This window comes from Ruegeria sp. B10 (assembly GCF_056539825.1).
In genome coordinates this window covers 73,892-99,017 of the sequence record NZ_JBQFVP010000003.1, presented here as the reverse complement: position 1 = coordinate 99,017, position 25,126 = coordinate 73,892, and the positions used below count along the sequence as shown (strand labels likewise).

General features: G+C 58.6%; 26 protein-coding genes. 14 read left to right on the top strand and 12 right to left on the bottom strand.

Annotated elements, in window-relative coordinates:
- Window positions 1-1,030 precede the first annotated feature (1,030 nt).
- On the bottom strand, window positions 1,031-1,606 hold the full coding sequence (locus tag ACR0J4_RS04920) for a GcrA family cell cycle regulator (RefSeq protein WP_170640343.1): 576 nt from the start codon (window positions 1,604-1,606) through the stop codon (window positions 1,031-1,033).
- A 125-nt stretch (window positions 1,607-1,731) separates the two neighbouring features.
- Here ACR0J4_RS04920 and ACR0J4_RS04915 point away from each other — a divergent pair, with 125 nt between their 5' ends.
- Entirely contained in the window at window positions 1,732-2,535 is an 804-nt protein-coding gene (locus ACR0J4_RS04915; RefSeq protein WP_170640341.1) for an ABC transporter permease, read from the top strand.
- Here the strand turns inward: ACR0J4_RS04915 and ACR0J4_RS04910 are convergent.
- Window positions 2,517-3,407: a DMT family transporter gene (locus ACR0J4_RS04910; protein ID WP_170640339.1), complete on the bottom strand. Its 891-nt coding sequence runs from the start codon at window positions 3,405-3,407 to the stop codon at window positions 2,517-2,519. The two genes, ACR0J4_RS04915 and ACR0J4_RS04910, sit on opposite strands and share 19 nt — an antisense overlap.
- Window positions 3,408-3,709: 302 nt before the next feature.
- Here ACR0J4_RS04910 and ACR0J4_RS04905 point away from each other — a divergent pair, with 302 nt between their 5' ends.
- Both ACR0J4_RS04905 and argF read left to right on the top strand, forming a co-directional pair.
- Window positions 3,710-4,897: an aspartate aminotransferase family protein gene (locus tag ACR0J4_RS04905; RefSeq protein ID WP_170640337.1), complete on the top strand. Its 1,188-nt coding sequence runs from the start codon at window positions 3,710-3,712 to the stop codon at window positions 4,895-4,897.
- A gap of 68 nt (window positions 4,898-4,965) precedes the next feature.
- A complete protein-coding gene (gene argF / locus ACR0J4_RS04900) occupies window positions 4,966-5,892 on the top strand; it encodes an ornithine carbamoyltransferase (protein ID WP_170640335.1) in 927 nt (308 codons plus the stop codon).
- Here the strand turns inward: argF and ACR0J4_RS04895 are convergent.
- Window positions 5,889-6,485, bottom strand: coding sequence for a ferric reductase-like transmembrane domain-containing protein (locus ACR0J4_RS04895; RefSeq protein ID WP_480668334.1), 597 nt, complete (start codon window positions 6,483-6,485; stop codon window positions 5,889-5,891). The two genes, argF and ACR0J4_RS04895, sit on opposite strands and share 4 nt — an antisense overlap.
- A gap of 8 nt (window positions 6,486-6,493) precedes the next feature.
- Complete coding sequence (locus ACR0J4_RS04890) at window positions 6,494-6,973, bottom strand: peptidase associated/transthyretin-like domain-containing protein (RefSeq protein ID WP_170640331.1); 480 nt, start codon at window positions 6,971-6,973, stop codon at window positions 6,494-6,496.
- A gap of 283 nt (window positions 6,974-7,256) precedes the next feature.
- Between ACR0J4_RS04890 and ACR0J4_RS04885 the strand changes: the two genes are divergently transcribed.
- Entirely contained in the window at window positions 7,257-8,219 is a 963-nt protein-coding gene (locus ACR0J4_RS04885; protein ID WP_170640329.1) for a pirin family protein, read from the top strand.
- A 74-nt stretch (window positions 8,220-8,293) separates the two neighbouring features.
- A complete protein-coding gene (locus ACR0J4_RS04880) occupies window positions 8,294-9,268 on the top strand; it encodes a 2-dehydropantoate 2-reductase (protein ID WP_170640326.1) in 975 nt (324 codons plus the stop codon).
- A 62-nt stretch (window positions 9,269-9,330) separates the two neighbouring features.
- Here the strand turns inward: ACR0J4_RS04880 and ACR0J4_RS04875 are convergent, their stop codons facing one another.
- From ACR0J4_RS04875 to hrpB, 3 genes are all read right to left on the bottom strand, one after another.
- Window positions 9,331-10,809: an inorganic phosphate transporter gene (locus tag ACR0J4_RS04875; RefSeq protein WP_170640325.1), complete on the bottom strand. Its 1,479-nt coding sequence runs from the start codon at window positions 10,807-10,809 to the stop codon at window positions 9,331-9,333.
- 81 nt (window positions 10,810-10,890) lie between these two features.
- Entirely contained in the window at window positions 10,891-11,349 is a 459-nt protein-coding gene (locus ACR0J4_RS04870) for an NUDIX hydrolase (RefSeq protein WP_170640323.1), read from the bottom strand.
- Window positions 11,350-11,511: 162 nt separating this feature from the next.
- Window positions 11,512-13,962 (bottom strand): ATP-dependent helicase HrpB, encoded by a 2,451-nt coding sequence (gene hrpB, locus ACR0J4_RS04865; RefSeq protein ID WP_170640321.1) that lies wholly within the window; start codon window positions 13,960-13,962, stop codon window positions 11,512-11,514.
- 120 nt (window positions 13,963-14,082) lie between these two features.
- Between hrpB and meaB the strand changes: the two genes are divergently transcribed.
- The 4 genes from meaB (at window position 14,083) to ACR0J4_RS04845 (ending at window position 16,839) form a co-directional block, all read left to right on the top strand.
- Complete coding sequence (gene meaB / locus ACR0J4_RS04860; RefSeq protein ID WP_170640319.1) at window positions 14,083-15,054, top strand: methylmalonyl Co-A mutase-associated GTPase MeaB; 972 nt, start codon at window positions 14,083-14,085, stop codon at window positions 15,052-15,054.
- Window positions 15,055-15,275: 221 nt separating this feature from the next.
- On the top strand, window positions 15,276-15,563 hold the full coding sequence (rpmB, locus tag ACR0J4_RS04855) for a 50S ribosomal protein L28 (protein ID WP_085794823.1): 288 nt from the start codon (window positions 15,276-15,278) through the stop codon (window positions 15,561-15,563).
- Between the two features lie 397 nt (window positions 15,564-15,960).
- Complete coding sequence (locus tag ACR0J4_RS04850; protein ID WP_170640317.1) at window positions 15,961-16,311, top strand: hypothetical protein; 351 nt, start codon at window positions 15,961-15,963, stop codon at window positions 16,309-16,311.
- A gap of 45 nt (window positions 16,312-16,356) precedes the next feature.
- A complete protein-coding gene (locus ACR0J4_RS04845; RefSeq protein ID WP_170640315.1) occupies window positions 16,357-16,839 on the top strand; it encodes a copper chaperone PCu(A)C in 483 nt (160 codons plus the stop codon).
- A 97-nt stretch (window positions 16,840-16,936) separates the two neighbouring features.
- Here the strand turns inward: ACR0J4_RS04845 and ACR0J4_RS04840 are convergent, their stop codons facing one another.
- Window positions 16,937-17,545, bottom strand: a complete 609-nt coding sequence (locus tag ACR0J4_RS04840; protein WP_170554574.1) for a DUF308 domain-containing protein — start codon at window positions 17,543-17,545, stop codon at window positions 16,937-16,939.
- 63 nt (window positions 17,546-17,608) lie between these two features.
- Window positions 17,609-18,301, bottom strand: a complete 693-nt coding sequence (locus tag ACR0J4_RS04835) for an NAD-dependent deacylase (RefSeq protein WP_170640686.1) — start codon at window positions 18,299-18,301, stop codon at window positions 17,609-17,611.
- 28 nt (window positions 18,302-18,329) lie between these two features.
- Here ACR0J4_RS04835 and ACR0J4_RS04830 point away from each other — a divergent pair, with 28 nt between their 5' ends.
- Window positions 18,330-18,773 carry a low molecular weight protein-tyrosine-phosphatase gene (locus tag ACR0J4_RS04830; protein ID WP_170640313.1) on the top strand — a complete coding sequence of 148 codons (444 nt, stop codon included), beginning with the start codon at window positions 18,330-18,332 and terminating at the stop codon, window positions 18,771-18,773.
- Here the strand turns inward: ACR0J4_RS04830 and ACR0J4_RS04825 are convergent.
- The 3 genes from ACR0J4_RS04825 to ACR0J4_RS04815 all read right to left on the bottom strand — a co-directional run bounded on the left by ACR0J4_RS04825 (window position 18,770) and on the right by ACR0J4_RS04815 (window position 21,201).
- Window positions 18,770-19,723, bottom strand: coding sequence for a LysR family transcriptional regulator (locus ACR0J4_RS04825; protein WP_170640311.1), 954 nt, complete (start codon window positions 19,721-19,723; stop codon window positions 18,770-18,772). The two genes, ACR0J4_RS04830 and ACR0J4_RS04825, sit on opposite strands and share 4 nt — an antisense overlap.
- A gap of 66 nt (window positions 19,724-19,789) precedes the next feature.
- The gene (locus tag ACR0J4_RS04820; protein WP_170554568.1) at window positions 19,790-20,098 is read right to left on the bottom strand and encodes a hypothetical protein; all 309 of its coding nucleotides are present in this window, start codon (window positions 20,096-20,098) and stop codon (window positions 19,790-19,792) included.
- A 2-nt stretch (window positions 20,099-20,100) separates the two neighbouring features.
- The gene (locus ACR0J4_RS04815) at window positions 20,101-21,201 is read right to left on the bottom strand and encodes a Hint domain-containing protein (RefSeq protein WP_170640309.1); all 1,101 of its coding nucleotides are present in this window, start codon (window positions 21,199-21,201) and stop codon (window positions 20,101-20,103) included.
- Window positions 21,202-21,363: 162 nt separating this feature from the next.
- Between ACR0J4_RS04815 and lepA the strand changes: the two genes are divergently transcribed.
- From lepA to ACR0J4_RS04795, 4 genes are all read left to right on the top strand, one after another.
- On the top strand, window positions 21,364-23,163 hold the full coding sequence (lepA, locus tag ACR0J4_RS04810; RefSeq protein ID WP_170640307.1) for a translation elongation factor 4: 1,800 nt from the start codon (window positions 21,364-21,366) through the stop codon (window positions 23,161-23,163).
- 40 nt (window positions 23,164-23,203) lie between these two features.
- Window positions 23,204-24,040, top strand: coding sequence for a DUF4747 family protein (locus tag ACR0J4_RS04805; RefSeq protein ID WP_170640305.1), 837 nt, complete (start codon window positions 23,204-23,206; stop codon window positions 24,038-24,040).
- Complete coding sequence (locus tag ACR0J4_RS04800) at window positions 24,024-24,461, top strand: hypothetical protein (RefSeq protein WP_170640303.1); 438 nt, start codon at window positions 24,024-24,026, stop codon at window positions 24,459-24,461. The genes ACR0J4_RS04805 and ACR0J4_RS04800 overlap by 17 nt, the downstream gene beginning before the upstream one ends.
- A gap of 484 nt (window positions 24,462-24,945) precedes the next feature.
- Window positions 24,946-25,125 (top strand): CTP synthetase, encoded by a 180-nt coding sequence (locus tag ACR0J4_RS04795; protein ID WP_170377967.1) that lies wholly within the window; start codon window positions 24,946-24,948, stop codon window positions 25,123-25,125.
- Window position 25,126: the final 1 nt, after the last annotated feature.

The following is a 25,126-nucleotide window of genomic DNA, read 5'->3' as shown; positions in this document are numbered from 1 at the left end:
TTGCTAATGGCAAACTGCACGAAGGTTCGGTGTTCGACTCGGAAAGTAGACATGATGAGACTAACCTAGGTTTGCCCAAGGTTTGTAGAACAAGACTTTCCGATCGTTTTGGCGATAAACATCACTTCGTCGTTCAGGTTGGACGCGGATGGCAGGGAATAGAGAAGCTGTCGTTACCCTACGCTACAAATATGGTACGAAGTTAGACAGACAAGAGTTATGGAGCAAGCAAGGTGTTTGCAGGATCGATCTTGGGTTTCGTCTTTTCGATCTGCGCATTTTGTGAAATCGGGTACGGCCATCTTGTGGCGGAAGTTGAAAGAACACAGTCAACGTCGTTTCCAGATGACGTCATAATTTCTCAATTCTCTACTTCGAACGGCTACAAGCCCCAGGTGCCCAATTTATCCGGGAAATGGTATGCGACCCTTCGATGTAGTTTTGGGTCTGGTCGTTATATCTACTATTTTGAGCAAACTCGAAACGGCAGGCTTTCCGGTAAATCACGGGGTGTGAGCTTCGGCGTTAAAGACATAACGGGTTTTTTGGTAACCGGAAGCTTTTCCGCCACAAGTTTCGAGTTTTTTGAGCAAGTCAGCGAAGGTTATTTCATTGAGGTGTCAGGTTCGACCCGGTTGGCGGGAGGGTACATTTTCGCCACCTACAAGAACACGAGGACTGACAATGAATGTAGTTTGCGAATGAAGAAGATGAGAGATCAAAGACTCGTAGAACACTGATGCATGCGTACAATAGCTGTGTAATTCTGGCTGCGATCAGCCGACCTCTGCACGCTGGGCCTGTTAAATCAAGGCAACTATTTACACCGCCGCAACGAACAGCAACTTCGTCTGCGCATCCGACGCCCCGATCTAAAACACCCTTGCAGATAGCTGCGAGGGTGTTTTTCTCGTAAGTGTTCGTTGCGCCTTGAGTTGTTTTGACTTAGCAACACATCTGATAAAAGGCTCGGAGAAACCCCGTACCCTTCCCACATTCCAGAATAGAAATACGGTTCTGGCGTTCCAAATCACCGACGGCGTTCGCGGCGCGAGCTCATGGGTTGGAAGGCCACGCCGACATGCGCCTCGCAGTAGGGCTTGCCCGCTTCAACCGGCAGGCCGCAGAACCAGAAATCCTCGGTCGCGGGGTCGCCGACGGGCCATTTGCAGGTCTTTTCGGTCAGCTCCATCAGCGTCAGCTTTTTGGCTTTCTTCTCAACCTCGTTGACCTTGGCCAGCGCCTCGGGGCTGATCTCATTCGCCGAAGGCTGCGGCGGCAGAGGTTGACCCGCCGGGATAATCTGACGACGGGCGGGAACCGCGGGCTTCGTCTCCGCTGCCGGGGCAGGGGCCGGACGCGCGGGTTCGGTCTTGGGGGCGGGCTTTGGTTTCGCCTCGGCCTTGGGGGCGGGTGCCGGTTTTTCTTTTGGCTCAGCCTTGGCGGGCGTTGCTCCGGTTGCGCGGTTGGACAGGCCCAGACGGTGGACCTTGCCGATCACCGCGTTGCGGGTCACGCCGCCCAGTTCCTTGGCGATCTGGCTGGCCGACTGGCCCTCGCCCCACATTTTCTTCAGCAGTTCTACGCGCTCGTCAGTCCAGGACATCGGTTGCCTTTCAAAAGCGGAAAGCGGCCCCGGATTCGGGCCGCCTTGGGAATTCGTCTCAGCGCCCTATTCTAATCACTGCGGGCCGAGTTACAAGCGGTCTTCGAATCAGTTAAGAGGCTCTCATGCAGAATCTTATGGATCAGGACGCGCGCCGGTTTGGCGCGTTCAATTGGATGGGCCTCTACACGCTGGCCAAACGCGAAACCCTGCGCTTTATGGCGGTGTGGACCCAGACCTTGCTGGCCCCGCTGGTGACGGCTGGATTGTTTCTGTTGATTTTCACTATTGCCATCGGTCCAAGCCGGCCTGACGTTATGGGTGTTCCGTTCCTGATCTTTCTGGCGCCTGGTATCATGATGATGACGGTGATCCAGAATGCTTTCGCCAATACCTCGTCTTCGATGGTGATCTCGAAAGTGCAGGGGAACATTGTGGATACCCTGATGCCGCCGCTGTCCCCTCTGGAGATCTTACTGGGCTATCTTGCAGGCGGCATCGCGCGCGGCGTTCTGATCGCCTGTGTCGTGGCCCTCGCGTTTCTGGTGTTTCTATCGATTGCGCCGCAGAACCTGTTCATCACCCTGATATTCGTCATCTTGGGCGGTGCTTTCATGGGCGCCTTGGGCCTATTCGCCGGTATTTTTGCCAATAAATTCGACCAGATGGCCGCGATCACCAACTTCATCGTCACGCCTTTGGCCTTCCTGTCGGGGACCTTCTACTCGGTCGAGGCGCTGCCACCTGTGCTGAACAAGCTCAGCCACTTGAACCCGGTTTTCTATCTGATCGATGGTCTGCGCTATGGGATGATCGGAGTGTCCGACAGCTCACCTTGGCTTGGGATGGCAGTGTGCACCGGGGCGACGCTGATCGTTGGTGCGGTGACCTGGCAGATGTTGCGGACGGGCTATCGGCTCAAAGCCTGACGGTGCAGGGTCTCGCGCCAGACCAAAATCAGCGCACCTGTCAGGATGATGGATGAGCCGATGATGCTGATCCGATCCGGGATCACGTTAAAGATCACAAAGTCGTAGAACGCCGCGAAGATCAATGTGGCATAGCTGATGGGCGCAACGAACGAGGCATCGGCGCGGGCCATTCCGTTGACGAAACAGGCCTGTGCGCAGGCCATCAACCACCCGATTCCGGCCAAAGCTGCCCATTGTGCAGGGGTCGGCGCATGCCATACTGCAATCACCGCGACTGAGGCGATGGTCAGGCCCAATCCGTTATTCACCAACAGAATCTGGATCGGAATCTCGCGGCCTGAGAGCTTTTTGATGAAAATCAACTCCATCCCGATCACCGCGGCCGCCGTCAGGGCCAACAGGGCGGCTGGTTGGAAACTGGCAGGAGTCGGGCGTAAGAGAATCAGTGCCCCGGTCAAAGCCACCGCTGCGGCCAGCCAACGCCAAGGGCCGACACCTTCTTTCAGCAGCGGGATGGCGAGAACCATCGCAAAAACCGGGTTCAAGAAGGAAATCGCCGTGGCGTCCGCGATCGGGATATAGGCGACGGATGCAAACATCAGCGTGATCCCCAGCCATCCGAAACTGGTGCGGCCGATATGCAGCCCCCAATGAGGGCGCCTCAGCGCCGGGCGCAGAACAGCTGTGGCGGTCACGATCACCACAAAAGCAAACAGAAACCGCCCGTGGCTGATCTGCATCGGATGCAGGGCAGGGCCAAGCGTGTCTGTCCCCAACGCTTTGGCCAGCAATGTTGTCCCTGCCAGCAGGGCGCTGGCGGCAAAGATCAACAGGGCCGCAAGGGGCGGATTCTGAGGTGTAGGCGTCATGGCCAAGCGGTGCGCCACAGGAATTGAAATAGCAAGCGTGAAATGGCGGCTTCTCATCTCACTATGAAAATTCTGGGCTTTCCAATTATTGGTCTTCCCAGACAGATCGAACCTCGCTATACGAGCCGCCATGATCAATACCGCACATATCCTGCGCCTCCGACGCCGACGCCTGACCGCGTAACCGGCCCGTTTGATCTATTTGCGCTGACCAAATTCGCGCATTCTCCACCAAATTAGTTGACGAACATGGCCCCGGTGTATCACTCACAGGGCTTAAGCTATCTTAAAAGGATGATCCGATGATCCCGTCCGTTCTGCCGACCTATAACCGTGCGCCCCTGACTTTCGTGAAGGGCGAAGGCGCCTGGCTGACCGAGGCGGATGGCCGACGTTTTCTGGACCTCGGGGCGGGCATCGCGGTGAACGCGCTGGGCCACGCGCATCCGGCGCTTGTGAAAGCGCTGACCGAGCAGGCGCACGCGCTGTGGCATGTCTCGAACTTGTATAACATCCCGCAACAGCAGGCGCTGGCCGACAAGCTGGTTGAACATACCTTTGCCGATACGGTGTTCTTCACCAACTCGGGCACCGAGTCCTGCGAACTGGCTGTGAAAATGGCCCGCAAGTATTTCTATGACAAAGGCCAGCCCGAGAAGGTCGAGATAATCACCTTCGATGGCTCCTTCCACGGCCGCTCCTCGGCTGGTATCGCTGCCGCCGGGTCGGAGAAGATGACCAAAGGCTTCGGCCCCTTGCTGCCCGGCTTCGTGCATCTCACGTTCGGAGATCTCGATGGCGTCACAAACGCGATTTCCGAAAAAACAGCGGCAATCATGATCGAGCCGGTTCAAGGCGAAGGCGGCATCCGCCCCGTTCCCGACGCCGAGCTCAAAGCCCTGCGCCGGATCTGTGATGAAAACGGCCTCCTGCTGGTTCTGGACGAGGTCCAGTGTGGCGTGGGCCGGACCGGTAAGCTCTTTGCCCATGAATGGGCGTGTATCACGCCGGATATCATGATGGTCGCCAAAGGCATCGGCGGAGGCTTCCCTTTGGGCGCGGTGCTGGCCACGGAAGACGCCGCCAGCGGCATGACCGCAGGCACTCATGGATCGACCTACGGAGGAAACCCGCTAGGTTGCGCAGTTGGCTGTACCGTGATCGACCAGGTCGCCACGCCTGCCTTCCTCGAAGGTGTCAACCGCAAGGCAGGCCTGTTGCGCCAGAAACTCGAAGGCTTGGTGGCCGACCACCCCGAGGTTTTCGATGAGGTGCGGGGAACCGGCCTGATGCTGGGCCTGAAATGCAAAGCGACAAATATCGACGTCGTCAACGCAGGCTATGACAACGAGGTCATCACGGTTCCCGCCGCCGACAACGTCATTCGCCTGCTGCCGCCACTGACCCTGACCGAGGACGATATCGCCCAGGCGATGATCCGCCTCGACAAGGCCGCAACGCAAATCGAAGCCAATTTGGCCACCGCCTGATCCTTCTTCTGTTCACAAATACCTCGGGGGCACCGCCCCCGACCGTTGATAGCCAAGAGCAAAACGATATGAACCATTTCCTTGATATCCACAAAACCGGCGCAGCAGACCTGCGCAACATGATTGATCAAGCGGGCGCGATGAAACAGGCCCGCCTTGGACGGCCAAAAGCCGCGCTGGATGATGAACAGCCGCTCAAAGACCATATGGTTGCGCTGATCTTCGAAAAACCCTCGACCCGGACGCGCGTGTCCTTTGATGTCGGTGTACGTCAAATGGGCGGCCAGACGATGGTTCTGTCTGGCAAGGACATGCAACTTGGCCATGGCGAAACCATCGCCGACACGGCCCGTGTCCTGTCACGCTATGTGGACATGATCATGATCCGCACCTTTGACGAGACCGTCTTGACCGAGATGGCCGAATACTCGGATGTGCCTGTAATCAACGGCCTGACCGACCGCACCCATCCCTGCCAGATCATGGCCGATATCCTGACCTTTGAAGAACATCGCGGCCCAATTACGGGCAAAAAAGTGGTCTGGACCGGCGACGGCAACAACGTTTGCGCCTCGTTCCTTCATGCGGCAGGGCAGTTTGGGTTTGACCTGACCTTCACCGGCCCGGCACAGTTCGACCCCGAGGAAGAATTCATGGGGTTTGCCCGTCAGAAAGGCTCCCAAATCGTTGTCGAGAGGGATCCCTACAAGGCCGTTGAGGGCGCAGATCTTGTGGTTGCCGACACCTGGGTCTCGATGCATGACAGCCAATCCGCGAAAGAGCGTCGCCACAACATGCTGCGCCCGTATCAGGTCAATACAGAGCTGATGTCGCATGCCAAGCCGGATGCACTGTTTATGCACTGCTTGCCTGCTCACCGCGAGGAAGAGGCGACCTCCGAGGTGATGGACGGCCCGAACTCGGTCATCTTTGATGAGGCCGAGAACCGCCTTCATGCCCAGAAAGCAGTGATGCGGTGGTGTCTGGGCGTCTAAGCCCGCCTCCTCACGTCCCAAACATGCAGTTTGGCGAGCGCCCGCACGCTCGCCAATAGCACCAAAACGCAGAGGGCGGTCTTGGTCATGATCTCCATCGTGCCCTCAATCAGCATGGCATGCACGACGCTTCCGACGATCGTCACAGAAGCCAGGGTCGTATGCGTTAGCCGCCAGACACGAAACCGCAAGGCCATGCGCTGTCGGTAGATACCCAAAAACGCTGTGAAAAAAGCCGCCCACATCGCGATCACTCCCCACGCGGAAAAAGGGGTCGCCGAAACGAAGAGCAACGCATCCACCACATCCGGAGGGCTGGTAATCCAAAGGCCGCCAACATGGATGATGATCGCCCCGAACAACGCAATCCCAACCCACCTATGCGCGTGACGGCTGGTCATCGGGGTAATCCCCGGCAAGAACCTTGCCGCCAGTAGAGGTTGCAGCAATAGCAACCCAAGGCTCAGAACCCCGGCAAACCCTGCTAGGATGTAGATGGGGTCACGCCAAGCGAGATAAGGGCTGGTTGCAGTCGCGATCAACGGAACAAGCAGCGCCGCCCCAATCCCCAGCCAAATCAGAGCGCTGCGGATCACGTGGCTCAGGCAGGTTGCAGCACGAAATGTGCGGCTAGGGTTTTGTCCTTCGCGCTGGACATCACAGGCCGCAGGAACACCGTCTGGAACTCACCGCTGTCATAGGCCAGATGCCCATGCGGTTGCCCGAAGGCAGGCACGATCTGCGGCATCTCCAGCCGAAACTCACCATTGGCGTCGGTCAAGGTAGCTCCGTGACTGTGAAGATCGCGCTCGTGCCCTTCGGTCGTGTGCGCCCAGATCTGGATACGTTGACCGGGCAGGGGCGCTCCGTCTCCGGCGCGTCGCACGGAGCCTGTCATCCAGAACCCTCCGCCACCGATCCTGTCGACGACCGGCGCGCCGGGGCGATAATTGTTGGACCCACCGCGCATAGACTGGGTCGCAGCAAGCCCGCTGGCATGCGCTCCGCCCGATAGACCTGTCGCGAGGGTGCCAATGCCGGCAACAATTAAAGACCGGCGGTTTATTTGAAGGCGCGTCATGGAAACTCTCCTGTCATGTGGCCCACATTCTACCCCGACCTGACAGGCCGGGTTCGCCTATTCCAAAATATAGCACGCTTGTTTGGAAAACCGAGCGCGCGCGGTCAAAGCGTGGACGATTTAATGTTCACGGCTATGTGAGGGTGCATGGCCCACCGAGCTTTACCGAACCAGACGCCGCACCAAATGTGTGCGCAGGTGCGCGATACATGTCGCGAACTCTGCGCTACAGTGCATTCAGGAACGTTAGAAAGAGAGCCCGTCCGACCAAAGGAGATCAGGCATGAGCTGGAACCCGACTCACACCCCCGACTGCGTTACCGAAAACCCGGCGCTTGAGACGTTGATCATCCCGCGTGCCCGCGATCTGGGCGGGTTCGAAGTGCGCCGGGCGCTGCCATCGGTCGAACGCCAACTGGTCGGGCCGTTCATCTTCTTCGATCAGATGGGTCCTGCCGAGTTCATCACCGAAGGCGGTATTGATGTTCGCCCGCATCCTCATATCGGGCTGGGGACGGTGACCTATCTGTATCAGGGCGAGTTCGAACATCGGGACAGTCTGGGTACGCACCAAATGATCTATCCCGGTGAGGTCAACTGGATGGTCGCCGGTCGCGGCGTGACCCACTCTGAACGCACAAGTGCCGAGACGCGCGCCCGCGAAAACAAGCTATTCGGGATCCAGACCTGGATCGCCTTGCCCGAAGCGCATGAGGACATGGCCCCGGATTTCGAGCATCACAAACAGGGCGCGTTGCCCCATATCCAGGATAAAGGGGTCAGCGCCCGCCTGATCCTCGGCTCGGCCTATGGTGAGACAAGCCCGGTCACCATGCTTTCGGAGACCTTCTATCTGGACGTCCAACTGGACCCCGGTGCTTCCTTCCCGCTGCCGGATGACCATGAGGATCGGGGCGTCTATGTCACCGAAGGCTCGGTCGAGATTGCGGGCGACAAATTCGAGGCAGGGCGCATGATGGTTTTCCGTCCGGGCGACAAGCTCTCGGTCACGGCCGGGCCGATGGGCGCGCGGCTTATGTTGCTCGGCGGCGCGACCCTCAACGAAGAGCGCTATATCTGGTGGAATTTCGTATCCTCGTCGAAGGAAAAGATCGAACACGCAACACGCGAATGGAAGAACGCGGACTGGGCGAACGGAGCTTTCCACCTACCGCCCGGCGATGATCAGGAGTTCATTCCAATCTCGCCGGAACTGGAGCGCACCAAACCCAGACTGGCCCGCTGAACGCCACGTTACCCCGCTCTGGGCTTGCCCCGACACGCCAACCCGGTGATCCTTCCCGCAACGGAGGGATCGCCATGAAGATCGTCATTGCAGGAGCGGGCAGTATCGGTTGCTATTGCGGCGCGTTGCTGGCTGATGCCGGGCATACGGTCACTCTGCTCGGCCGCGCCCGCGTATTGGACCCGATCCGAGAGAAGGGGCTGACGGTCACCGATTTCTCGGGTCTCAGCCTCACAGTTCCGGCGACGTCGCTGATGCTCAGCACAGATCCCACTTGTCTGGCCAAAGCCGATCTGATCATCGTCACTGTGAAATCTGGCGCGACCGAAGACATGGCGGCGCTGATCGCTTCGCACGCTTCGCAGTCGGCTCTGGTCTTTTCGTGGCAAAACGGGATGGAGAACGCCCGAACCCTGCGCTCCAACTTGCCCGACCACGATGTCCGCGCGGGGATGGTGCCTTTCAACGTGGTTCCAACCGGCCCGGCTACCTATCATCGCGCCACGTCCGGAGATATCGTCATCCAGGCGGGCGCTGGATCCTTGGCCGAACAGCTGACCAGCGCTCAGTTTCCAATCACCGAGAGCGACCAGATCGAGGCCGTTCAATGGGGCAAGCTTGTCATCAATCTCAACAACGCGCTGAATGCACTATCGGGCCTCACTCTGGTTGAACAATTGACGGACCGCAATTGGCGTCGCCTTATGGCCGATCAGATGGTCGAGGCGCTTTCAGTTCTTAAAGCCGCCGGTCACCCGGTTGCCTCGACCACGCCGCTGCCTGCATGGATGACGCCGCATATCCTGCGCCTGCCGACACCTCTGTTCAAGCGCATCGCCTCTAAAATGCTGACCATCGACCCCAGCGCGCGAACCTCGATGGCCTATGACCTCAGCGCTGGTCGCCCTACGGAAATCGACAGTCTGCAAGGTGAAATTATCCGTCTAGGCGTGTCCCTGAACAGACCAACCCCAATCAACAGCCGGGTCGCCGAATTGATCCGTGCAACCACAACAGAACCCATGCGGCCTGCCCAGATCAGGCCCTGATCCGCTCTTCATCGGGCTAAAAATATCCCGGAGCGCGAGGCAGAACCTCGCAAGTCCCCAGCTTATCCAAATGCAGTCAGCATCCAGAAAATCACAGCGGACAACACAGCCGCTGCCGGAACGGTCACCACCCAAGCAGCCACGATCGTCATGAAATGCGACCGGCGAACCAGCTTGCGCCGCTGATGCTCTTCCCGCGCCAGGCGCTGCTCGGGAGGGCGTTGGCGGTTGGAGTGTGCCCAGCGTCGGTCGGAATGCCATTCGCGGTAGAATCCCACGCCAAAGACGGCGCCCACAGTGATATGGGTCGAACTGACTGGCAGGCCCAACCAGCTGGCTAGGATCACAGTGATGGCGGCAGACAAAGCAACGCAGAAGGCGCGCATCGGGTTCAACTTGGTGATCTGACTGCCCACCATTCGGATCAGTTTCGGCCCGAACAGGAACAGACCAAAGGAAATCCCGAATGCTCCGATCACCATGACCCATGTGGGAATGGTGACTTTGGCGGCGAAATCTCCGAACTCGGCTGCGTGTACGATAGCGGCCAGAGGGCCGACCGCATTCGCCACGTCATTGGCCCCATGCGCAAAACTGAGGAAGGTCGCAGAAATCACCAGAGGCAACCCGAACAGAGTTTTCAGCGACCGCGTGCGGTTCTCCAGCCCTATCGAGCGGCGGCGCACCCACGGCACCGTCACGGCCCATGCCAGCAGACCAGCGCCGAGACCGATCAGAACGGCAGTGTTCAGATCAATCGCAACGATTTTCTTCAGCCCCTTCACCGCCAGATAGGTGGCGAACGCACCGGCCATCAGCCCCACGAGGATCGGCACCCAGCGCTGTGCGGCTGCAATCTTGTCGTCTTGATACTGGATTTTGGCCTTGATCAGCGCCAGAAACACAGCCGCAATCACGCCGCCCAGAACCGGAGAGATCACCCAGCTGGCCGCGATGGCCCCCATGGTGCCCCAACTGACCGCGCTCAGCCCTGCCGCGGCGACGCCAGCACCCATGACTCCGCCTACGACAGAATGTGTGGTCGAAACAGGCGCGCCCAGCCAAGTCGCAAGATTGACCCACATGGCCGAGGAGATCAGCGCCGCCATCATCGCCCATATGAACACGTTGCTGTTCTGGACCGAGGCCGGATCAATGATCCCCTTGGAGATGGTCGAGACCACATCACCGCCCGCCAGCAACGCGCCTGCGCTTTCGGCAATGGCCGCGATGGCAATCGCGCCCCCCATGGTCAGGGCATTTGCACCAACGGCCGGGCCCATGTTGTTGGCAACGTCGTTGGCGCCGATATTGATTGCCATATAGGCCCCGAACGCAGCCGCTGCGGCGACGATCACGCCACCATCCGCCTGTCCGAACAGAACCGCCGCCGTCAGCCCGGCCAGTGCCATAAAGGCCAGGGCGACGCCCGGCGCCAGCAAGGGGCGGGCGACATGTGCATTCGCCGTCTCGACCCGCGAGATGCGATGCAGGTCGCTGTCCAGCGCCTTCCAGCGCGGTTTGGAGTTCGTGTTCGACATGGGTGTGACAAGGTCCAAAAAGAGTGACGCCGGTCCCTACAGGTTTCGCGACCTGAGGGCAACCATGACGCCACTTGACCTTTACAGATGCCTTAGCAGGGCCTTGAGTTCAGGCTCATCCACACGTTCAGCGGCAATCTTCGGCGTCACCCAGCTCCGCTGGCGCTGATCTGCTTCGGGGAAGTCATCCAGCAGTTTCGTCACGCGCAGATGGTAGACGCTGGTCAACACCGCCTCGACTGAGCCGTCTTTGAGGACCTTGTCATAGGTGAAGTGACCCACCGGCTCTTTTTTGGCTTTGGCCTCGCGAACGCCAGCCTCTTCCCAAGCCTCTTGCAGGGCAGTTCCGGCGCCGTCCAACCCGTCGATCGGCCAGCCTTTGGGAATGATCCAGCGCCCGGTGTCGCGGCTGGTCACCAAAAGTACCTCGTGGCCTGATTTGGTCTGACGCGTACAGAGGGCGGCCACCTGCACGCGCTTAGGTCGCTGTATCATAGGTCGTCCGACCTCATCCCAGATTCTCTGCAACTGCGCTTTCATTGTTCTGCCGCTCGGAAAACATTTTACCTCAATGCATGTTCAGATAGTCGTCGGAATTGATGAATGCAACGTAACCTCGGAAAAACGGATTTTCTTAGGGGTTTGGCGGTAATTTTGTCGCAATTTGGGGGGAATTCGGCAAAATCCGGCACTGGTGATGCCTCAGCCGGGCCTTCGTTTGGCCCGCAACGTCGGATCGGCCTGCGTTGGATCTTCGGGCCAAGGGTGTTTGGGGTATTGCGCGCGCATGTCCTTGCGTACATCCGCGTAAGAGCCAGCCCAGAACCCTGGTAGGTCGCGGGTGATCTGGATCGGGCGTTGTGCGGGAGACAGTAGGGTGATCTTAAGCGGTGTGCCTCCGACCACCGGATGGCGCGTGACACCGAATAGCTCTTGCAGACGCACCGAGATTTCGGGCGCATCGCCGCCATAGTCGATGGGAACCTTGCGGCCTAGTGGGGTGACGAAGGATCCCGGCGCACGGCGGTCCAGCTCTTGCGTCTGCGCCCAGTCCAGACGGGCCCGCAGCGCGGGCAGTAGGTCAAAGCGCTTCCAGTCCTCTGCACTGCGCACGCCCGAGAGCATGGGAAGCAGCCAGTCTTCCACCGTGTCGATCAGCCCTTGGTCCGAGAAGTCGGGCAGGTTGACCCCATCGGCGCGCACAAGCTCAACACGCGCGGCCAGCCGGGCGGCTGCGCCCTCCAACCGCAGCCCCAGATCGCGCGCACCGTCCACCATGGCACGGGCGATCGCGTCCTCGGGAACGTCTTTCCAAATCCGGTCCTCTAACGTGATTGCGCCGAGGCGTTCTTGCCGCCGTGCAACGACCCGTCGGTCGCGTTTTGACCAGACGCAGCTGGTCTCCCATCCGATCTGATCTGCAAACAGCGCGCGAATTTCACTTTCGCTGATCTGCACAGCCATGCGCGCCTTCGCCTCGCGCGGATTGCCGTCTGTATCTATGATCACCAAATAGGGCGCACCAGCCAGCGTGTCTCCATTTTCCAGCACAACGCCCTTGCCACCGGACAGCACGTAGCGCGGTGCCTCACCCTTGCGCCTTTGGCCAATGCGGTCGGGATAGGCCAGCGCGGCCACGGAGGCGGGGCTGAGATTTTCAGCCTCAGATCCGGCCTGCGCTCGCAGCCGTTTGGCCTCAGCCTTCACCCGGTTCAACACGCCCATATTGACTTGCCAGACCCGGTTGCGCTGAAACGCACGGGCGTCGCGCAGTGCCTCAAGCCGCAAGGACAGGTCAACCGGAGCGCCCTTCAGCGGATCACGTTCCGCCATCAGCGCGGCCAGAGGGGCGGCCTGTACCCCCGCCGTAACCAGCATATGACCCAAGCGGGGATGTAGGGGCAGGGCAGCCAGCGCTCGCCCATGATCCGTAATCCGCACCTTGCCATCCAGCGCGCCCAGTAGGGTCAACAGCGCCTGCGCCTCAGCCAAAGCGCCCTCGGGCGGTGCTGTCAGAAATGCCAGATCACCGGCGTCGGCCCCCCATAGCGCCAGTTCCAGCGCAAGCCCGGTCAGGTCGGCGGCCTCGATCTCGGCAGGCGGGTATGCGGCCAATGCGCCCTCTTCGCCCTTCGACCACAGCCGATAGCACAGCCCGTCTGAAACCCGGCCCGCCCGGCCGGCGCGCTGGGTCGCTTCAGCCCGTGTCACCCGTTCCGTCACCAGCCGCGACATGCCCGAGCCGGGATCGAACCGCGCCCGCCGGGCCTGTCCCATATCAACCACGACGCGTATATCGGGGATCGTCAGCGAGGTTTCGGCAATCGAGGTTGCCAGCACCACCTTCCGCCCGCTCTCAACCGGCGCAATGGCCGCGCGCTGGGCGGCAAAGGGCATGGCCCCAAAGAGAGGGCGCACAACGCAATCCTGTGGCAGTCGCCCGGACAGTGCGCTTTCTGCGCGGCGGATCTCACCCTCGCCCGGGAGGAACACGAGGATACCGCCACCGATGGCGCGGCTGTCCCGCTCGGCCTTTACGACGAGATCAATCAATGCATCCAACCGCCGGGCCTGCGCACCCAGTGGTTTCTCCAACCATCGCGTTTCAACCGGATAGCTGCGGCCTTCCGAGGTCACCAGCGGCGCCTCCATCAACCTCCCAACAGGGTCTGCATCCAGCGTTGCTGACATGGCCAGAAGGATCAGATCATCGCGCAGGGCTCCGGTTACCTCAAGACACAGGGCCAGCCCCAGATCGGCGTTCAGAGAGCGTTCGTGGAACTCATCGAAAATCACCGCACCGACCCCGGGCAGGTCCGGCTCAGATTGCAGCATGCGGGTCAGGATGCCTTCGGTGATCACCTCGATCCGGGTGGATTTCGACACTTTGGCATCGCCCCGGACGCGGTATCCGACCGTTTGCCCGGCGCGTTCGCCCAGCGTCTCGGCCATCCGTTCGGCTGCGGCGCGGGCAGCCAGCCGCCGGGGCTCCAACATCACAATCCGACCGGCGCATAGTCCGGCCTCTAGCATCGCCAGAGGCACCCGCGTCGTCTTGCCCGCACCCGGCGGGGCCTGCAGCACGGCACGGCCATGGGTTCTCAGGGCCTCCAGTAAGTCCGGAAGGGCGTCATTTATCGGCAAACGGCTCATGCGGCCTTATCGCCAAAGCGGGACCCGACGTCCAGAAGCAGCGCAGTTAATCCCGCTGAGCCTCTGGACAAACCCCGCGTCGCACATTCATCTAGGGCGGATTCTAAAGGGACCGGACGGATGGACATAGCTGACTTGGGCGACAGGATATTGCAGGGTGAGCGTCGGGCCTTGGCGCGTGCGATTACCTTGGTCGAAAGCCAGCGCGAAGATCACCGGGCGCAAGCGACTGAGTTGCTTTCCCATTTAGCGCAGTCCGGGCGGCAATCCCTGCGGATCGGCCTGTCAGGAACGCCGGGTGTCGGCAAGTCTACATTTATCGAAAGCTTTGGTATGATGCTGATCGGGCAGGGGCTGCGCGTTGCGGTTCTGGCTGTTGATCCAAGTTCGGCCCGCTCGGGTGGGTCCATTCTAGGTGACAAAACCCGGATGGAGCGTCTGAGCCGCGAGAAAAACGCCTTTATCCGGCCATCTCCCAGCCAAAGCCACCTGGGCGGTGTCGCCCGCCGAACCCGCGAGGCCATCGCCTTGTGCGAGGCAGCGGGCTACGATGTCGTCTTGATCGAAACCGTGGGCGTCGGCCAGTCCGAAACCGTGGTTTCGGAGCTGTCGGACCTGTTCCTACTGCTGCTGGCCCCGGCAGGCGGGGATGAGTTGCAAGGCGTGAAGCGCGGTATTATGGAGATGGCCGACATCATCCTGATCAACAAGGCCGACGGAGACCTGAAGGCAACCGCAACCCGCACTTGCGCCGATTACGCCGGTGCCCTGCGCCTGTTGCGCAAGCGGCCGCAAGATCCTGAAGGTTTCCCGAAGGCCATGTCGGTTTCAGCGGTTGAGGAACATGGATTGGACAAAGCATGGGCGGAAATCCAGAGCTTGACCGATTGGCGGCGCGAAGCAGGGCACTGGCAATCCAACCGCGCCGCACAAGCCCGTTATTGGTTCGATCAGGAGGTGCGGCATTCGCTGCTTGCACGCCTCGAAACGGCGCAGGCCAAGGCGCAGATGGCACAGCTTGACGCCGAAGTGTCCCAAGGCCGCCTCAGCCCTGCCGCCGCGGCCGAGAAAATGCTGGCGAGTCTGGTCTGATGGTGCTTTCACCTTATCCAAAATACGCGCGTCGCAGGTGTGGCTCGGGGGCCGTTTCCCTAGCAAACGGTTTTGGAAAAGAATCCGTCCGCCGTGTCTTGACCCTTCTAGCGATTCCCACTACACGCATCCAACCAGTTTTCGGGCGCGACTTCGGGTTGTGCCCCTTGTGATTTGGCCGCAGGCGTTTTGCCGGGCCTCCAGAAACAAAGGAAGAAACCATGTCGCGCCGTTGCGAACTGACCGGAAAAGGCCCGATGACTGGCAACAATGTCAGCCACGCCAAAAACAGAACTCGTCGTCGTTTTCTGCCGAACCTGAACGACGTCACCTTGCAGTCCGAGACCCTGGGTCGCGGTGTTAAGCTGCGCATCTCGGCGGCTGCTCTGCGCTCGGTCGACCACCGTGGTGGTCTGGACGCGTTCCTGGCGAAAGCCAAGGACGAAGAGCTGTCGGCAAACGCTCTGAAAGTGAAAAAGGAAATTGCCAAGGCACAAGCCGCGGCCTAAGTCCTTACACTTATTAGAATTTCAAAGCCTCGAACCTAGGTGGTTCGGGGCTTTTTTGTTTGGAAATGATTAGTGAGAACTGTGAAGATTTAGGAAACAAAATCCTCTTGAGTGATCTTGTTCACAGACCGGGTCGCCCTATTTTTGCCATTATTGGTTTATCAACAACGAGTGTTGTCCAATGTCATTTAAGAGTTTTTATTTCTTTCTTTTGCTTAGTAAGCTGGCAAGTAAGACAATTTCCGCATGTTCCCGGATGCAGCGCCGGGTGAACCGGTCTCATACCAGCCTCACAAAGGGAACAGTTAAGCGGCGCGGCCTGGAATACTGAAGCGATTTCGGGCGCGACGGTTTGGCGCTTGAAGCCCGTTAGCTCAGCGGCCTATATCGAGGCCGAATGAAACGTTTCGTGCCTCGAATCCTGCCTGTTGTGATGTGCCTGTTGGTTGTTCTGACAGGGCAGGGATTGGCTGTTTCGCGCGGAGTTGACCGCGCCGTCGGCCAGATGGTGCTGTGTACGGGCGCCGGACCCGTTGTCGTCTATATGGATGAGGACGGGCAGCCGACAGCGCCTCCGCACTATTGTCCTGACTATGCTTTAGCTCTGCTGGGGGCGGTTTACCCGCATCCTTCGGTCGTGCCGGATGCGCCGCTGATGAGCGGTGTTCAGCCGCTCAACCGCGATGAAAACCTGATAGCGCTGCCGTTGCCACAGAAACCGGCGCGGGCCCCTCCGGCGACGGTTTGATTTCCTTACGATACAAATCAGACCAAAAGAAATAGGAGAGGCGCGATGTCCCTCAAATCCACTCTGTTCGCAACACTGGCCGGTTGCGTATTGGCCGTTCCAGCCCTTGCCGCCGATATCATCGTTGTAGACGACGCATATGCGAGGTCGTCTGGTAAGGCTGCCAAGGCGGGCGCGGCCTTTATGGTGATACAGAATACCAGTGATACCGATGATCGCCTGATCAGCGCGACTTCGGACGTATCGGCCCGAGTAGAGCTGCACACCCATATGATCGACGATGCAGGCGTGGCCAAGATGGTGCATGTCGAGGAAGGTTTTGTGATTCCAGCGGGTGAGAGCTTTGCGCTTAAGCGCGGGGGTGCCCATGTGATGTTCATGGGTCTGAAGGACCCGTTTGAACAAGGCGAGATGCTGCCGGTTAAGCTGGTTTTTGAAAATGCAGGTGAGGTCGTGATTGAGATTCCGGTTGATCTGGAACGTCAGGACAAACATGGCCATGATATTAACGGGTCGCATTCGAACTAGGTGAACGCCTGTCTTCGGGCCGCGTTGCGGCCGTCATCCATGAGTAAGGCCGGGCACAGAGCCCGGCCTTTTGCGTCCTACGGCTAGTATCGGCGCTTTAGCGATTGATGGTTTTCATGCCGACCCGGTCGCTGGCGTTGTGCAGACGGGTGGCCAGCCAGAACATCACGGCTGCAATCGCAAGTGCTGAAAAGGCGATGGCCCAACCAAGTGCGATCAATGCAACGGCTGGCCATATCATCAACACCAGGCCGATGATCAAAGCTGCAATCCCTGACCCGCGCATCGAGCCGCGTTGAGGGTCGCGCTCATTCATTTGTTGCGAAGCGGCCAACGAGCCGATGCCGATGATCAATGCCCAGGCACCTAGCAGGAAGAAGGCCAGCTTGACGGTGCCTTCGGGCCATATCAGCAGAACGAGGCCGATCAGAACAGCGCCGATGGCCGCCCCGCCCAACAGCCCGCGACGACCAACCCCCAACAGAGTCAACCCGCCGTCGATGATCAACAGTGCCCCAACCAGCCGTAGCAACAGCGCGATGCTGCCGGAAGGCCAGAACAGCGCGGCGATGCCAACCGCACCCGCCAGTACCCCACGTATCAGGAACGTCCACCACAGGCTTGAGAGTTGCGCGCTCAGCCTGTCACGCTCTGTCAAGCTGTCACCGTCCAGAATCTCGCCGGTTTGTGGGTTTTGGTCGGTCATTTTACTGCCTCTTGAAAAAACCTTGTTGAAATAGAGCGGGGTCGTCCCGCTATATCGTTCGTACTAGGTTTGGATCTGTAGTAAGCGATCAACCCATTTTGGCACAGTTTCGGACGCTTTGCCCAGAAGATGTTCGTCGAAACCTCCGCCCGTCGGCTCCAGATTGATCTCAATCGTTCGCGCCCCAACCGCTTGAGCTTCGTGGACAAAAGCTGCCGCCGGATAGACCTGGCCTGATGTGCCGATCGCAGCGAAGATCGTGGCGGAGGCGAGGTGATCGAAAATGTCATCCATATGATAGGGCATTTCCCCAAACCAGACCACGTCAGGGCGTGCGGTGGGGGCGTTGCAGGCCGTGCAGGGCTCGCCCACCTCCATCTCAGGCGGTGCTGTCCAGCGGTGGCCACAGGATGCGCAGAGCGCGCTGGACAGTTTCCCGTGCATGTGGATCACGTCCTGCGCGCCGCCGGCCTCGTGCAGCCCGTCTACATTCTGCGTGACGATCACAACCTCGCCCGGAAAGTCTCGTTGCAGCCGGGCCAGCGCCTTATGCGCCGGGTTGGGTTCCACCTTGGCGGCCTGCACGCGGCGGGTGTTGTAGAACCCCTGAACCAAGGCAGGATCACGGGCGAAACCCTCGGGCGTTGCCACATCCTCGATCCGGTGTTGCGCCCATAGGCCGCCCTCATCGCGAAAGGTGCTGAGGCCGCTTTCGGCGGAAATCCCGGCCCCGGTCAGAATGACGATCTTTTCCATATGCCCCTCACGCGTTACAGATTGGCCCATGACACATCGTATCCTCTTTGTTTGCCTGGGCAATATCTGTCGGTCTCCTGCGGCCGAGGGTGTATTTCGCGCCCGTGCGCCCCATCACGCAACCGACAGCGCCGGGACGGCAGGCTGGCATATCGGCAAGCAGCCTTATGGCCCGATGCAATCCGCGGCAAAAGCACGGGATATCAAGCTGGACGATCTGCGGGCCCGGCAATTCGTCGTTGAGGATTTCGAGCGGTTCGACCTGATTATTGGGATGGACGCGGAGAACATCGCGAATATCGAAGCCCTGCGCCCATTCGGCAATCAGACACCGGTGCGTCTATTGACTGATTTCGCGCCTCAGACCGGCGCTGATCACGTACCCGATCCCTACTACACGCGGGATTTTGACGGCGCACTGGATCTGATCGAAACCGCAGTTGAAGGGCTTGCCACGCATCTTGAGGGCTAGCTGTCCATCACCTTCAACTGTCCGCTGAGCCAGGGCAGCTTGGCTGTGGCCGGGTCGATCATCTGGCTTTGCATCAGCCGTCGCATCATGCCCGAGACTTCTTGCGGGACCTGATCGGACCAGTCGGTGCGGGTGAACAACGAAATCGTGCGTGAAAACGCTCCAAGGGGGCAGGGATGGGCCTGCAGGTCCTCGTGGAACCGGGCCGCGCGCATATATCCCAGCGGTGTAGTGATCGCCCAGCCCAAGCCCCGCGCCACCATCGCCATCAGGGCCAGGTGTGAGCCGATCTCGAACCGCTCTTCGAACTCTATCTGTTGTCGGGCGATATGGGCCTCGATCTGTCGGCTGATCAGCTGCTCGCGCGCATATCGCAGGAAAGGCAGTTTCTCGATGGCCTCGGTTCCATTGCTGACGCTGCTCGGCGCGACTAGAATGAAGGGGTCCTGCACCAAGGGGTACTCGACCACACCCTCCAGTACCTCGCCGCTATGGGCCGAGACGGCCATATGCAGGCGCTGTGCCTCAAGTTCGGAAAACAGGTCAAGGCTGGGCAGGGTGATCAGCTTGAATTTCGAGCGCGTCAGGCTGTCGGCCAGAAGGGTCGCAAGCCGCGGTGTCAGGTCGTTGTCGAAATCGTCGATTAAGCCGATGGACAGCGTAGTGAGATGGCCAAGATCCATCACAGTCAGCTCGCTCTGGGCCATCTGCAGCTCGGACAGAACCGCCTGCGCGCGGGTGAGAAAGCTGCGCCCGGCCTGCGTCAGCCGCATCGGCCTGCGCCCGTGGTCCACCAGATCGGTGCCGATGGCCTTTTCCAGATTGCGCAATTGCTGAGAAACCGAGGGCTGGCTGAGCCCCGTGATCTCGGCCGCTTGCGCCACCGATCCTGTCCGGGCCAGCGCCTCGAACACCTCAAGGCCCCGCAGGGTCAGCCCTTTCATCACCATAAGATACACCTTTCGCTGCGCCTTTTCTGGGGCGCAGCGGGCATCAGGTCAAGGTTTCAGAAGGGCCTAGCTGCAGATCGCCTGCGCCATCTGGCCAAAGTTCTGATACCGGTCCCACAGCGCGTCATCGCGTGCAGTCTGAGACATCTTCAATTGTTGCGCCTGATGGGGGTCTGTGAACCATTTCGAGACGGTTTTCTGATCACTGCGCGTCAACGCCTGATCTGCCACGCGCTGGATACAAGAACACCGTGCCCGCGTCGCCGCCTGACGATCCGACGCCAAACACGCCCGCTTGATCTGCGATGCGTCCACAACCGGAGCCACGGCCGTCAGCGACGCCGCACAAAATGCGATTAGGAGGAACTGTTTCATGCTCATGCCTCGTTTTTGCCTGCTTGGAGGGATCTTGCGCCCCTCTCAATCTGCGCGGGAGTATGAATCAAACGGGGCTTGGGATCAATACGTAGGACTTCACAAAGCAAGACCGTGGCTTCACGACGTCTTAGTGGCATTCGCGCGATCTGCATCGGCCCGGCAGTTGGGGGGGTGATATTCTGAAAAAACAAAGCGTCTGGCTCTGAGTCCCGAGGTGCTTTCGCAACAAACATACTTTCTGACTCAACCCCGTTGGCCTTTAGGATGCTATGTCGATCAAGCAAGATATGATGATAACTAACGGCGCGTGCATCGGAGAAGTGGGCAAGGCCAACATCAACAAGGCTGATTGCAGGAACATACACGTCCGGCGCCCCAAACATTAGCTCAGCCGCAGGATGCGTGATCAGAAGCCGATGTTGCTGTGAAACGCTGAGCGCAATTGGATTTTGCAATGGGCCGGGGGGGATTTCGACAGCTCTAAAACTGCCGCTCGCGATGACATCTTGCGATCCGACCCAGGTGATCGGCAGGTACCCGTCGTCTTTTGTCCAGACCAAGTCGCCCACCTGAAGCTTCTCAATCGGGATATCACCCTCTGGGGTCTTTATGAGTGTTCCGCGGCAATAGCAGATGGGGCTCACATATTCTGAGGAATCAAAGCTCGGACCCTCTTGCGTGCTGACGACGGTCAGTGGGATACCTGACGGAGGAAACTCGCCCGGGCCGCCGATGAATGCTATCCCTTCAACTGTACCAAAGGCGGGGGAGGAGTTATTCACATTGAAGGCAACAGCCTGGTAGGTATTGGTTCCATCCGTCAGGGTAATTCCATATTCGGCCTCAACCCGCGTACCACTGGAAAACAGGGTCCCATCAATTGTTTGGTCTCCGTCCAAGCGCTGATTGCCATCATTGTCTGCAAAGCTCGTGTCTGAACCTGCGTCCGTGATGAAGACTTCTGTAACAGCTAGAGTGTCGAACGTAATTGTTTCACCAATCAGATGGATGCCGGTACCCTGGGTGAGGCCGTCCAGCCCTTGCGCGACCGAAATCGTTAGCTGGCTTTCGCCTAAAACGAAGATAGAGTAATCGGCCACCTGATAACTGCTTTCTGGTTCTTATTCGGCTCAGTCGCTTTAAGCATTCTACCCATTGGCTAGAATCCGGTAAATGCTACTGCTCAGAAAGCTGCGAGAATGGCCTTTTTTGCAACGCTTCAGCGCTTGACGAGACCACAAACTCCGGACATATCCCAATCCATGACAGACCTCGCTCATATCCGCAATTTCTCCATCGTCGCCCATATCGACCATGGCAAATCCACCCTTGCTGACCGGCTCATCCAAGAGACCGGAACGGTCAAGGATCGCGACATGAAGGAACAGCTGCTCGACAGCATGGATATTGAGCGCGAGCGGGGCATCACCATCAAAGCCAACACGGTTCGCATCGACTATACCGCCGACAATGGCGAGGCATATGTGCTGAACCTGATCGACACCCCCGGCCACGTGGACTTCGCCTATGAGGTCAGCCGGTCCATGCGCGCGGTCGAGGGCTCGCTGCTGGTCGTGGACTCGACCCAAGGGGTCGAAGCGCAGACGCTGGCGAACGTGTACCAAGCCATCGACGCCGACCACGAAATCGTGCCGGTGCTGAACAAGATCGACCTGCCCGCGTCCGATTGTGATCGCGTGGCCGAACAGATCGAGGATGTGATCGGCATCGACGCGACCGACGCTATTCAGGTCAGCGCCAAGACGGGGCAGGGCATCCATGAGACACTTGAGGCTATCGTCCAGCAGCTGCCCGCACCGCAGGGCAATCTGGACGCGCCGCTCAAGGCGATGCTGGTGGATTCGTGGTACGACGCCTATCTCGGTGTCATCGTTCTGGTCCGCATCATGGACGGCACGCTGAAAAAGGGCATGAGGGTCAAGTTCATGTCGAACGGCACTCTCCATCATGTCGACCGCGTCGGCGTCTTCCGGCCCGAGATGGAGATGGTGGACTCGCTTGGCCCCGGTGAGATCGGCTTTCTGACGGCCTCGATCAAACAAGTCCGCGACACCCGCGTTGGTGACACCATCACCAATGACCGCAACGGGACTGAGGACGCGCTCGACGGCTTCAAACCCGCGCAGCCGGTGGTGTTCTGTGGCCTCTTCCCCGTAGATAGCTCCGAATTCGAAGACCTGCGCGACGCGATCGACAAACTGGCCCTGAACGACGCCAGTTTCAGCTTTGAAATGGAAACCTCGGCCGCGCTGGGCTTTGGCTTCCGCTGCGGCTTCCTCGGTCTGCTGCACCTTGAGGTGATCCGCGACCGTATCGAACGCGAATATGATATCGAGCTGATCACCACCGCGCCGTCGGTGATCTATCACGTCTACATGAAAGACGGTGAGATGATCGAGCTGCACAACCCCGCCGACATGCCCGACCCCTCCAAGGTTGACCATATCGAGGAACCGCGCATTAAGGCGACCATTCTGGTGCCCGACGAATACCTCGGCGACGTGCTGAAACTCTGCCAGGACCGTCGCGGTATCCAGCTGGACCTGACCTATGCAGGCACCCGCGCCATGGTCGTCTATGACCTGCCGCTGAACGAGGTGGTCTTCGACTTCTACGACCGCCTGAAATCGGTGACCAAGGGCTATGCCTCGTTCGACTACCAGATGACCGGCTATACCGAAGATAATCTGGTCAAGATGTCGGTGCTGGTGAATGATGAGCCCGTTGACGCGCTGTCGACCATGGTTCACCGCGACCGGGCCGAGATGCGGGGCCGTGCAATGTGCGAAAAGCTCAAGGACCTGATCCCGCGCCACATGTTCAAAATCCCGATCCAGGCCGCCATCGGAGGCAAGGTCATCGCCCGCGAGACCCTCTCGGCCCTGCGCAAGGACGTGACCGCGAAATGCTACGGAGGCGACGCCACGCGGAAACGCAAACTGCTGGACAAGCAGAAGGCGGGTAAGAAGAAGATGCGTCAGTTCGGGAAAGTTGATATACCTCAGGAGGCTTTCATCTCTGCGTTGAAAATGGATAACTGATGAGCTAGCCATCACTTGGAATAAAATCTAGGTGATTCAAATGGCTAACGCTCGGCAAATGAAATTTTCAGTACTTAATGTCGTCGCCCAACCGCACCCCCCGGGTATCTACAGAAGAATTTTTGAGAAAGCTGCGGGCAACGGGGTGAGATTCTGGGGGGACGAATTTGCCGCCCTATCCCCGATAAGTGAAACAAGAGATGGCGTGTTTTCCGGTCGCCTCGCAATTTGGACGCAGGTAGACAAAAACTCCGATGTCATCAGGATCGACAGTTTCGAACAATTGTCTCTGCGCGAAAGTGAGGTAAGTGTACCCAATAACATTGGGTTAAACAGCAAAGTCTTCGTTTTCGCGTTCAATGAAAAGCGACATCATATGTATATTGAGATGCAAAATGATGAGCGAAAACATCTTTCTCCAAAGCGAGCAGAAAGACCTGTCTATAGGATTTTGGCCCAACTGGACTTCACTGATGTGGAAGACATTAAAGTGCACATGGTTCCTGAACAGGATTCAGTTGAGAAGGTACTCCAAATACCGGGCATTAAAAGAGTTGAGATGCGAATCCATCGCCCCAACCCAGATGACCTAGATGACGAAGCCAACAGAATTTTGGACGAACTACAAGAGCAGGGTCTCCAAAGAACGGATATCAGTCTCACAAAAGCGCCGGGTGTCAAGACCATCGCTCTTAACGCTAAAAACACTGTTTTGGCTAAAGTCGCGGCACTAAACGGCTATATAAAAGCATTTGGGCGATCTGCAGACGGAACAGCGATTGACGCTTCCACCAAAGATCATCCACAGATAGTCTCGACTGAACCTGATCCTGAGAAGACCGCCAGTGCACAAGTGAGATATGTCGCAAGAGACTGACGAAGAAAGTCTGAACTACTTCCAAGTTTATTGGCGGTTATATGGTGGCTGGGAAGCTATCATATACTCAAGATATTTCTGGTTTTCGGTCGGTTTTTCCGCTGTTTCCTTCCCGCTTTGGTCCGCAGAAAAGGACAATGAACGACTTTGGACTTCGGCTGCAGTCGAGATTATCCCGAGCCTTATGGCATTTTCGCTTGGCGCGATGGCTATTTTGCTAGCATTCTCCAATCAAAAGTTCATGGAGAAGGTCCAGGAGCGTGGTCGCGCAAAGTCTCTCTATATGAAAGCTTCGGCAAGTTTCTTCCACTTTATTTTGATACAAACCACTTCCCTTTTCTGCGTGCTACTTAGTCAAGCGTACACATTTAACTTGGTATCCGCTGTCGGTTTCTTTTGTATGGTTTATGAAACTGCGTAGCGGTATCGACCGCATGAATTCTCTTACGGATGGCCCAAATTTTTAACGTTTTGGGAGCGTTAGATAAACCGAAGTAACTTCTCCTTCAAAGGCGATGTTACTTAGCTTCAATCAACCCACCCACCCGGCGGCACCGCCGGGCCGCGCCGACCCGCCCCCATGGGGCGGCGCGTTTGCGCCACCCCTCGGGCCGGCGCTGCCCTCGTCTATGTTGATCAACGGTTGCAAGTGCTTTTGCGCCACGGGGTTCCGCTCTTTCGCGGATGAGTTCGCACGCTGGATAAATTCTGGGGCGCCACTCATCCACTCGGGTCGGTCGCGGTTCTTCCCCCCTCCATTCCGCCGCTCCGAACGGTTCCTCGAACTAATACACGCGGGCCGTTGCAAGTGATCTGTGACCTCTAGACCTCTGACCCAGATCAAGGACCAAATTCGATCAATGCGCTAGTGTTTACGCATAGTTGAATACTTGAATGAGGTCGCAATGCTCCCCCTGATGTTGATCGTTCATATCTTCCTTGGCTCTACCCTCGCAGGCACAGCGGTTATTGCTGTTCTGGTGATGGGATACACCGCAGTCCTCCCAATCGTGCTGGCGGCGGCGGTGGGGTTTGTGGCGGCCTTTCCGGCCTCGTATCTGGTCGCGCGCAAGCTGGAGGGGTGAC

Coding starts and splice junctions, on each gene's coding strand:
- ACR0J4_RS04805 (WP_170640305.1), top strand. CDS start 23,204: ATGGCTAACGCTCGGCAAATGAAATTTTCAGTACTTAATGTCGTCGCC.
- rpmB (WP_085794823.1), top strand. CDS start 15,276: ATGTCGCGCCGTTGCGAACTGACCGGAAAAGGCCCGATGACTGGCAAC.
- ACR0J4_RS04825 (WP_170640311.1), bottom strand. CDS start 19,723: ATGGTGATGAAAGGGCTGACCCTGCGGGGCCTTGAGGTGTTCGAGGCG.
- hrpB (WP_170640321.1), bottom strand. CDS start 13,962: ATGAGCCGTTTGCCGATAAATGACGCCCTTCCGGACTTACTGGAGGCC.
- meaB (WP_170640319.1), top strand. CDS start 14,083: ATGGACATAGCTGACTTGGGCGACAGGATATTGCAGGGTGAGCGTCGG.
- lepA (WP_170640307.1), top strand. CDS start 21,364: ATGACAGACCTCGCTCATATCCGCAATTTCTCCATCGTCGCCCATATC.
- ACR0J4_RS04845 (WP_170640315.1), top strand. CDS start 16,357: ATGTCCCTCAAATCCACTCTGTTCGCAACACTGGCCGGTTGCGTATTG.
- ACR0J4_RS04820 (WP_170554568.1), bottom strand. CDS start 20,098: ATGAAACAGTTCCTCCTAATCGCATTTTGTGCGGCGTCGCTGACGGCC.
- ACR0J4_RS04880 (WP_170640326.1), top strand. CDS start 8,294: ATGAAGATCGTCATTGCAGGAGCGGGCAGTATCGGTTGCTATTGCGGC.
- ACR0J4_RS04795 (WP_170377967.1), top strand. CDS start 24,946: ATGCTCCCCCTGATGTTGATCGTTCATATCTTCCTTGGCTCTACCCTC.
- ACR0J4_RS04835 (WP_170640686.1), bottom strand. CDS start 18,301: ATGGAAAAGATCGTCATTCTGACCGGGGCCGGGATTTCCGCCGAAAGC.
- ACR0J4_RS04840 (WP_170554574.1), bottom strand. CDS start 17,545: ATGACCGACCAAAACCCACAAACCGGCGAGATTCTGGACGGTGACAGC.
- argF (WP_170640335.1), top strand. CDS start 4,966: ATGAACCATTTCCTTGATATCCACAAAACCGGCGCAGCAGACCTGCGC.
- ACR0J4_RS04850 (WP_170640317.1), top strand. CDS start 15,961: ATGAAACGTTTCGTGCCTCGAATCCTGCCTGTTGTGATGTGCCTGTTG.
- ACR0J4_RS04800 (WP_170640303.1), top strand. CDS start 24,024: ATGTCGCAAGAGACTGACGAAGAAAGTCTGAACTACTTCCAAGTTTAT.
- ACR0J4_RS04870 (WP_170640323.1), bottom strand. CDS start 11,349: ATGAAAGCGCAGTTGCAGAGAATCTGGGATGAGGTCGGACGACCTATG.
- ACR0J4_RS04875 (WP_170640325.1), bottom strand. CDS start 10,809: ATGTCGAACACGAACTCCAAACCGCGCTGGAAGGCGCTGGACAGCGAC.
- ACR0J4_RS04890 (WP_170640331.1), bottom strand. CDS start 6,973: ATGACGCGCCTTCAAATAAACCGCCGGTCTTTAATTGTTGCCGGCATT.
- ACR0J4_RS04905 (WP_170640337.1), top strand. CDS start 3,710: ATGATCCCGTCCGTTCTGCCGACCTATAACCGTGCGCCCCTGACTTTC.
- ACR0J4_RS04920 (WP_170640343.1), bottom strand. CDS start 1,606: ATGTCCTGGACTGACGAGCGCGTAGAACTGCTGAAGAAAATGTGGGGC.
- ACR0J4_RS04830 (WP_170640313.1), top strand. CDS start 18,330: ATGACACATCGTATCCTCTTTGTTTGCCTGGGCAATATCTGTCGGTCT.
- ACR0J4_RS04885 (WP_170640329.1), top strand. CDS start 7,257: ATGAGCTGGAACCCGACTCACACCCCCGACTGCGTTACCGAAAACCCG.
- ACR0J4_RS04910 (WP_170640339.1), bottom strand. CDS start 3,407: ATGACGCCTACACCTCAGAATCCGCCCCTTGCGGCCCTGTTGATCTTT.
- ACR0J4_RS04915 (WP_170640341.1), top strand. CDS start 1,732: ATGCAGAATCTTATGGATCAGGACGCGCGCCGGTTTGGCGCGTTCAAT.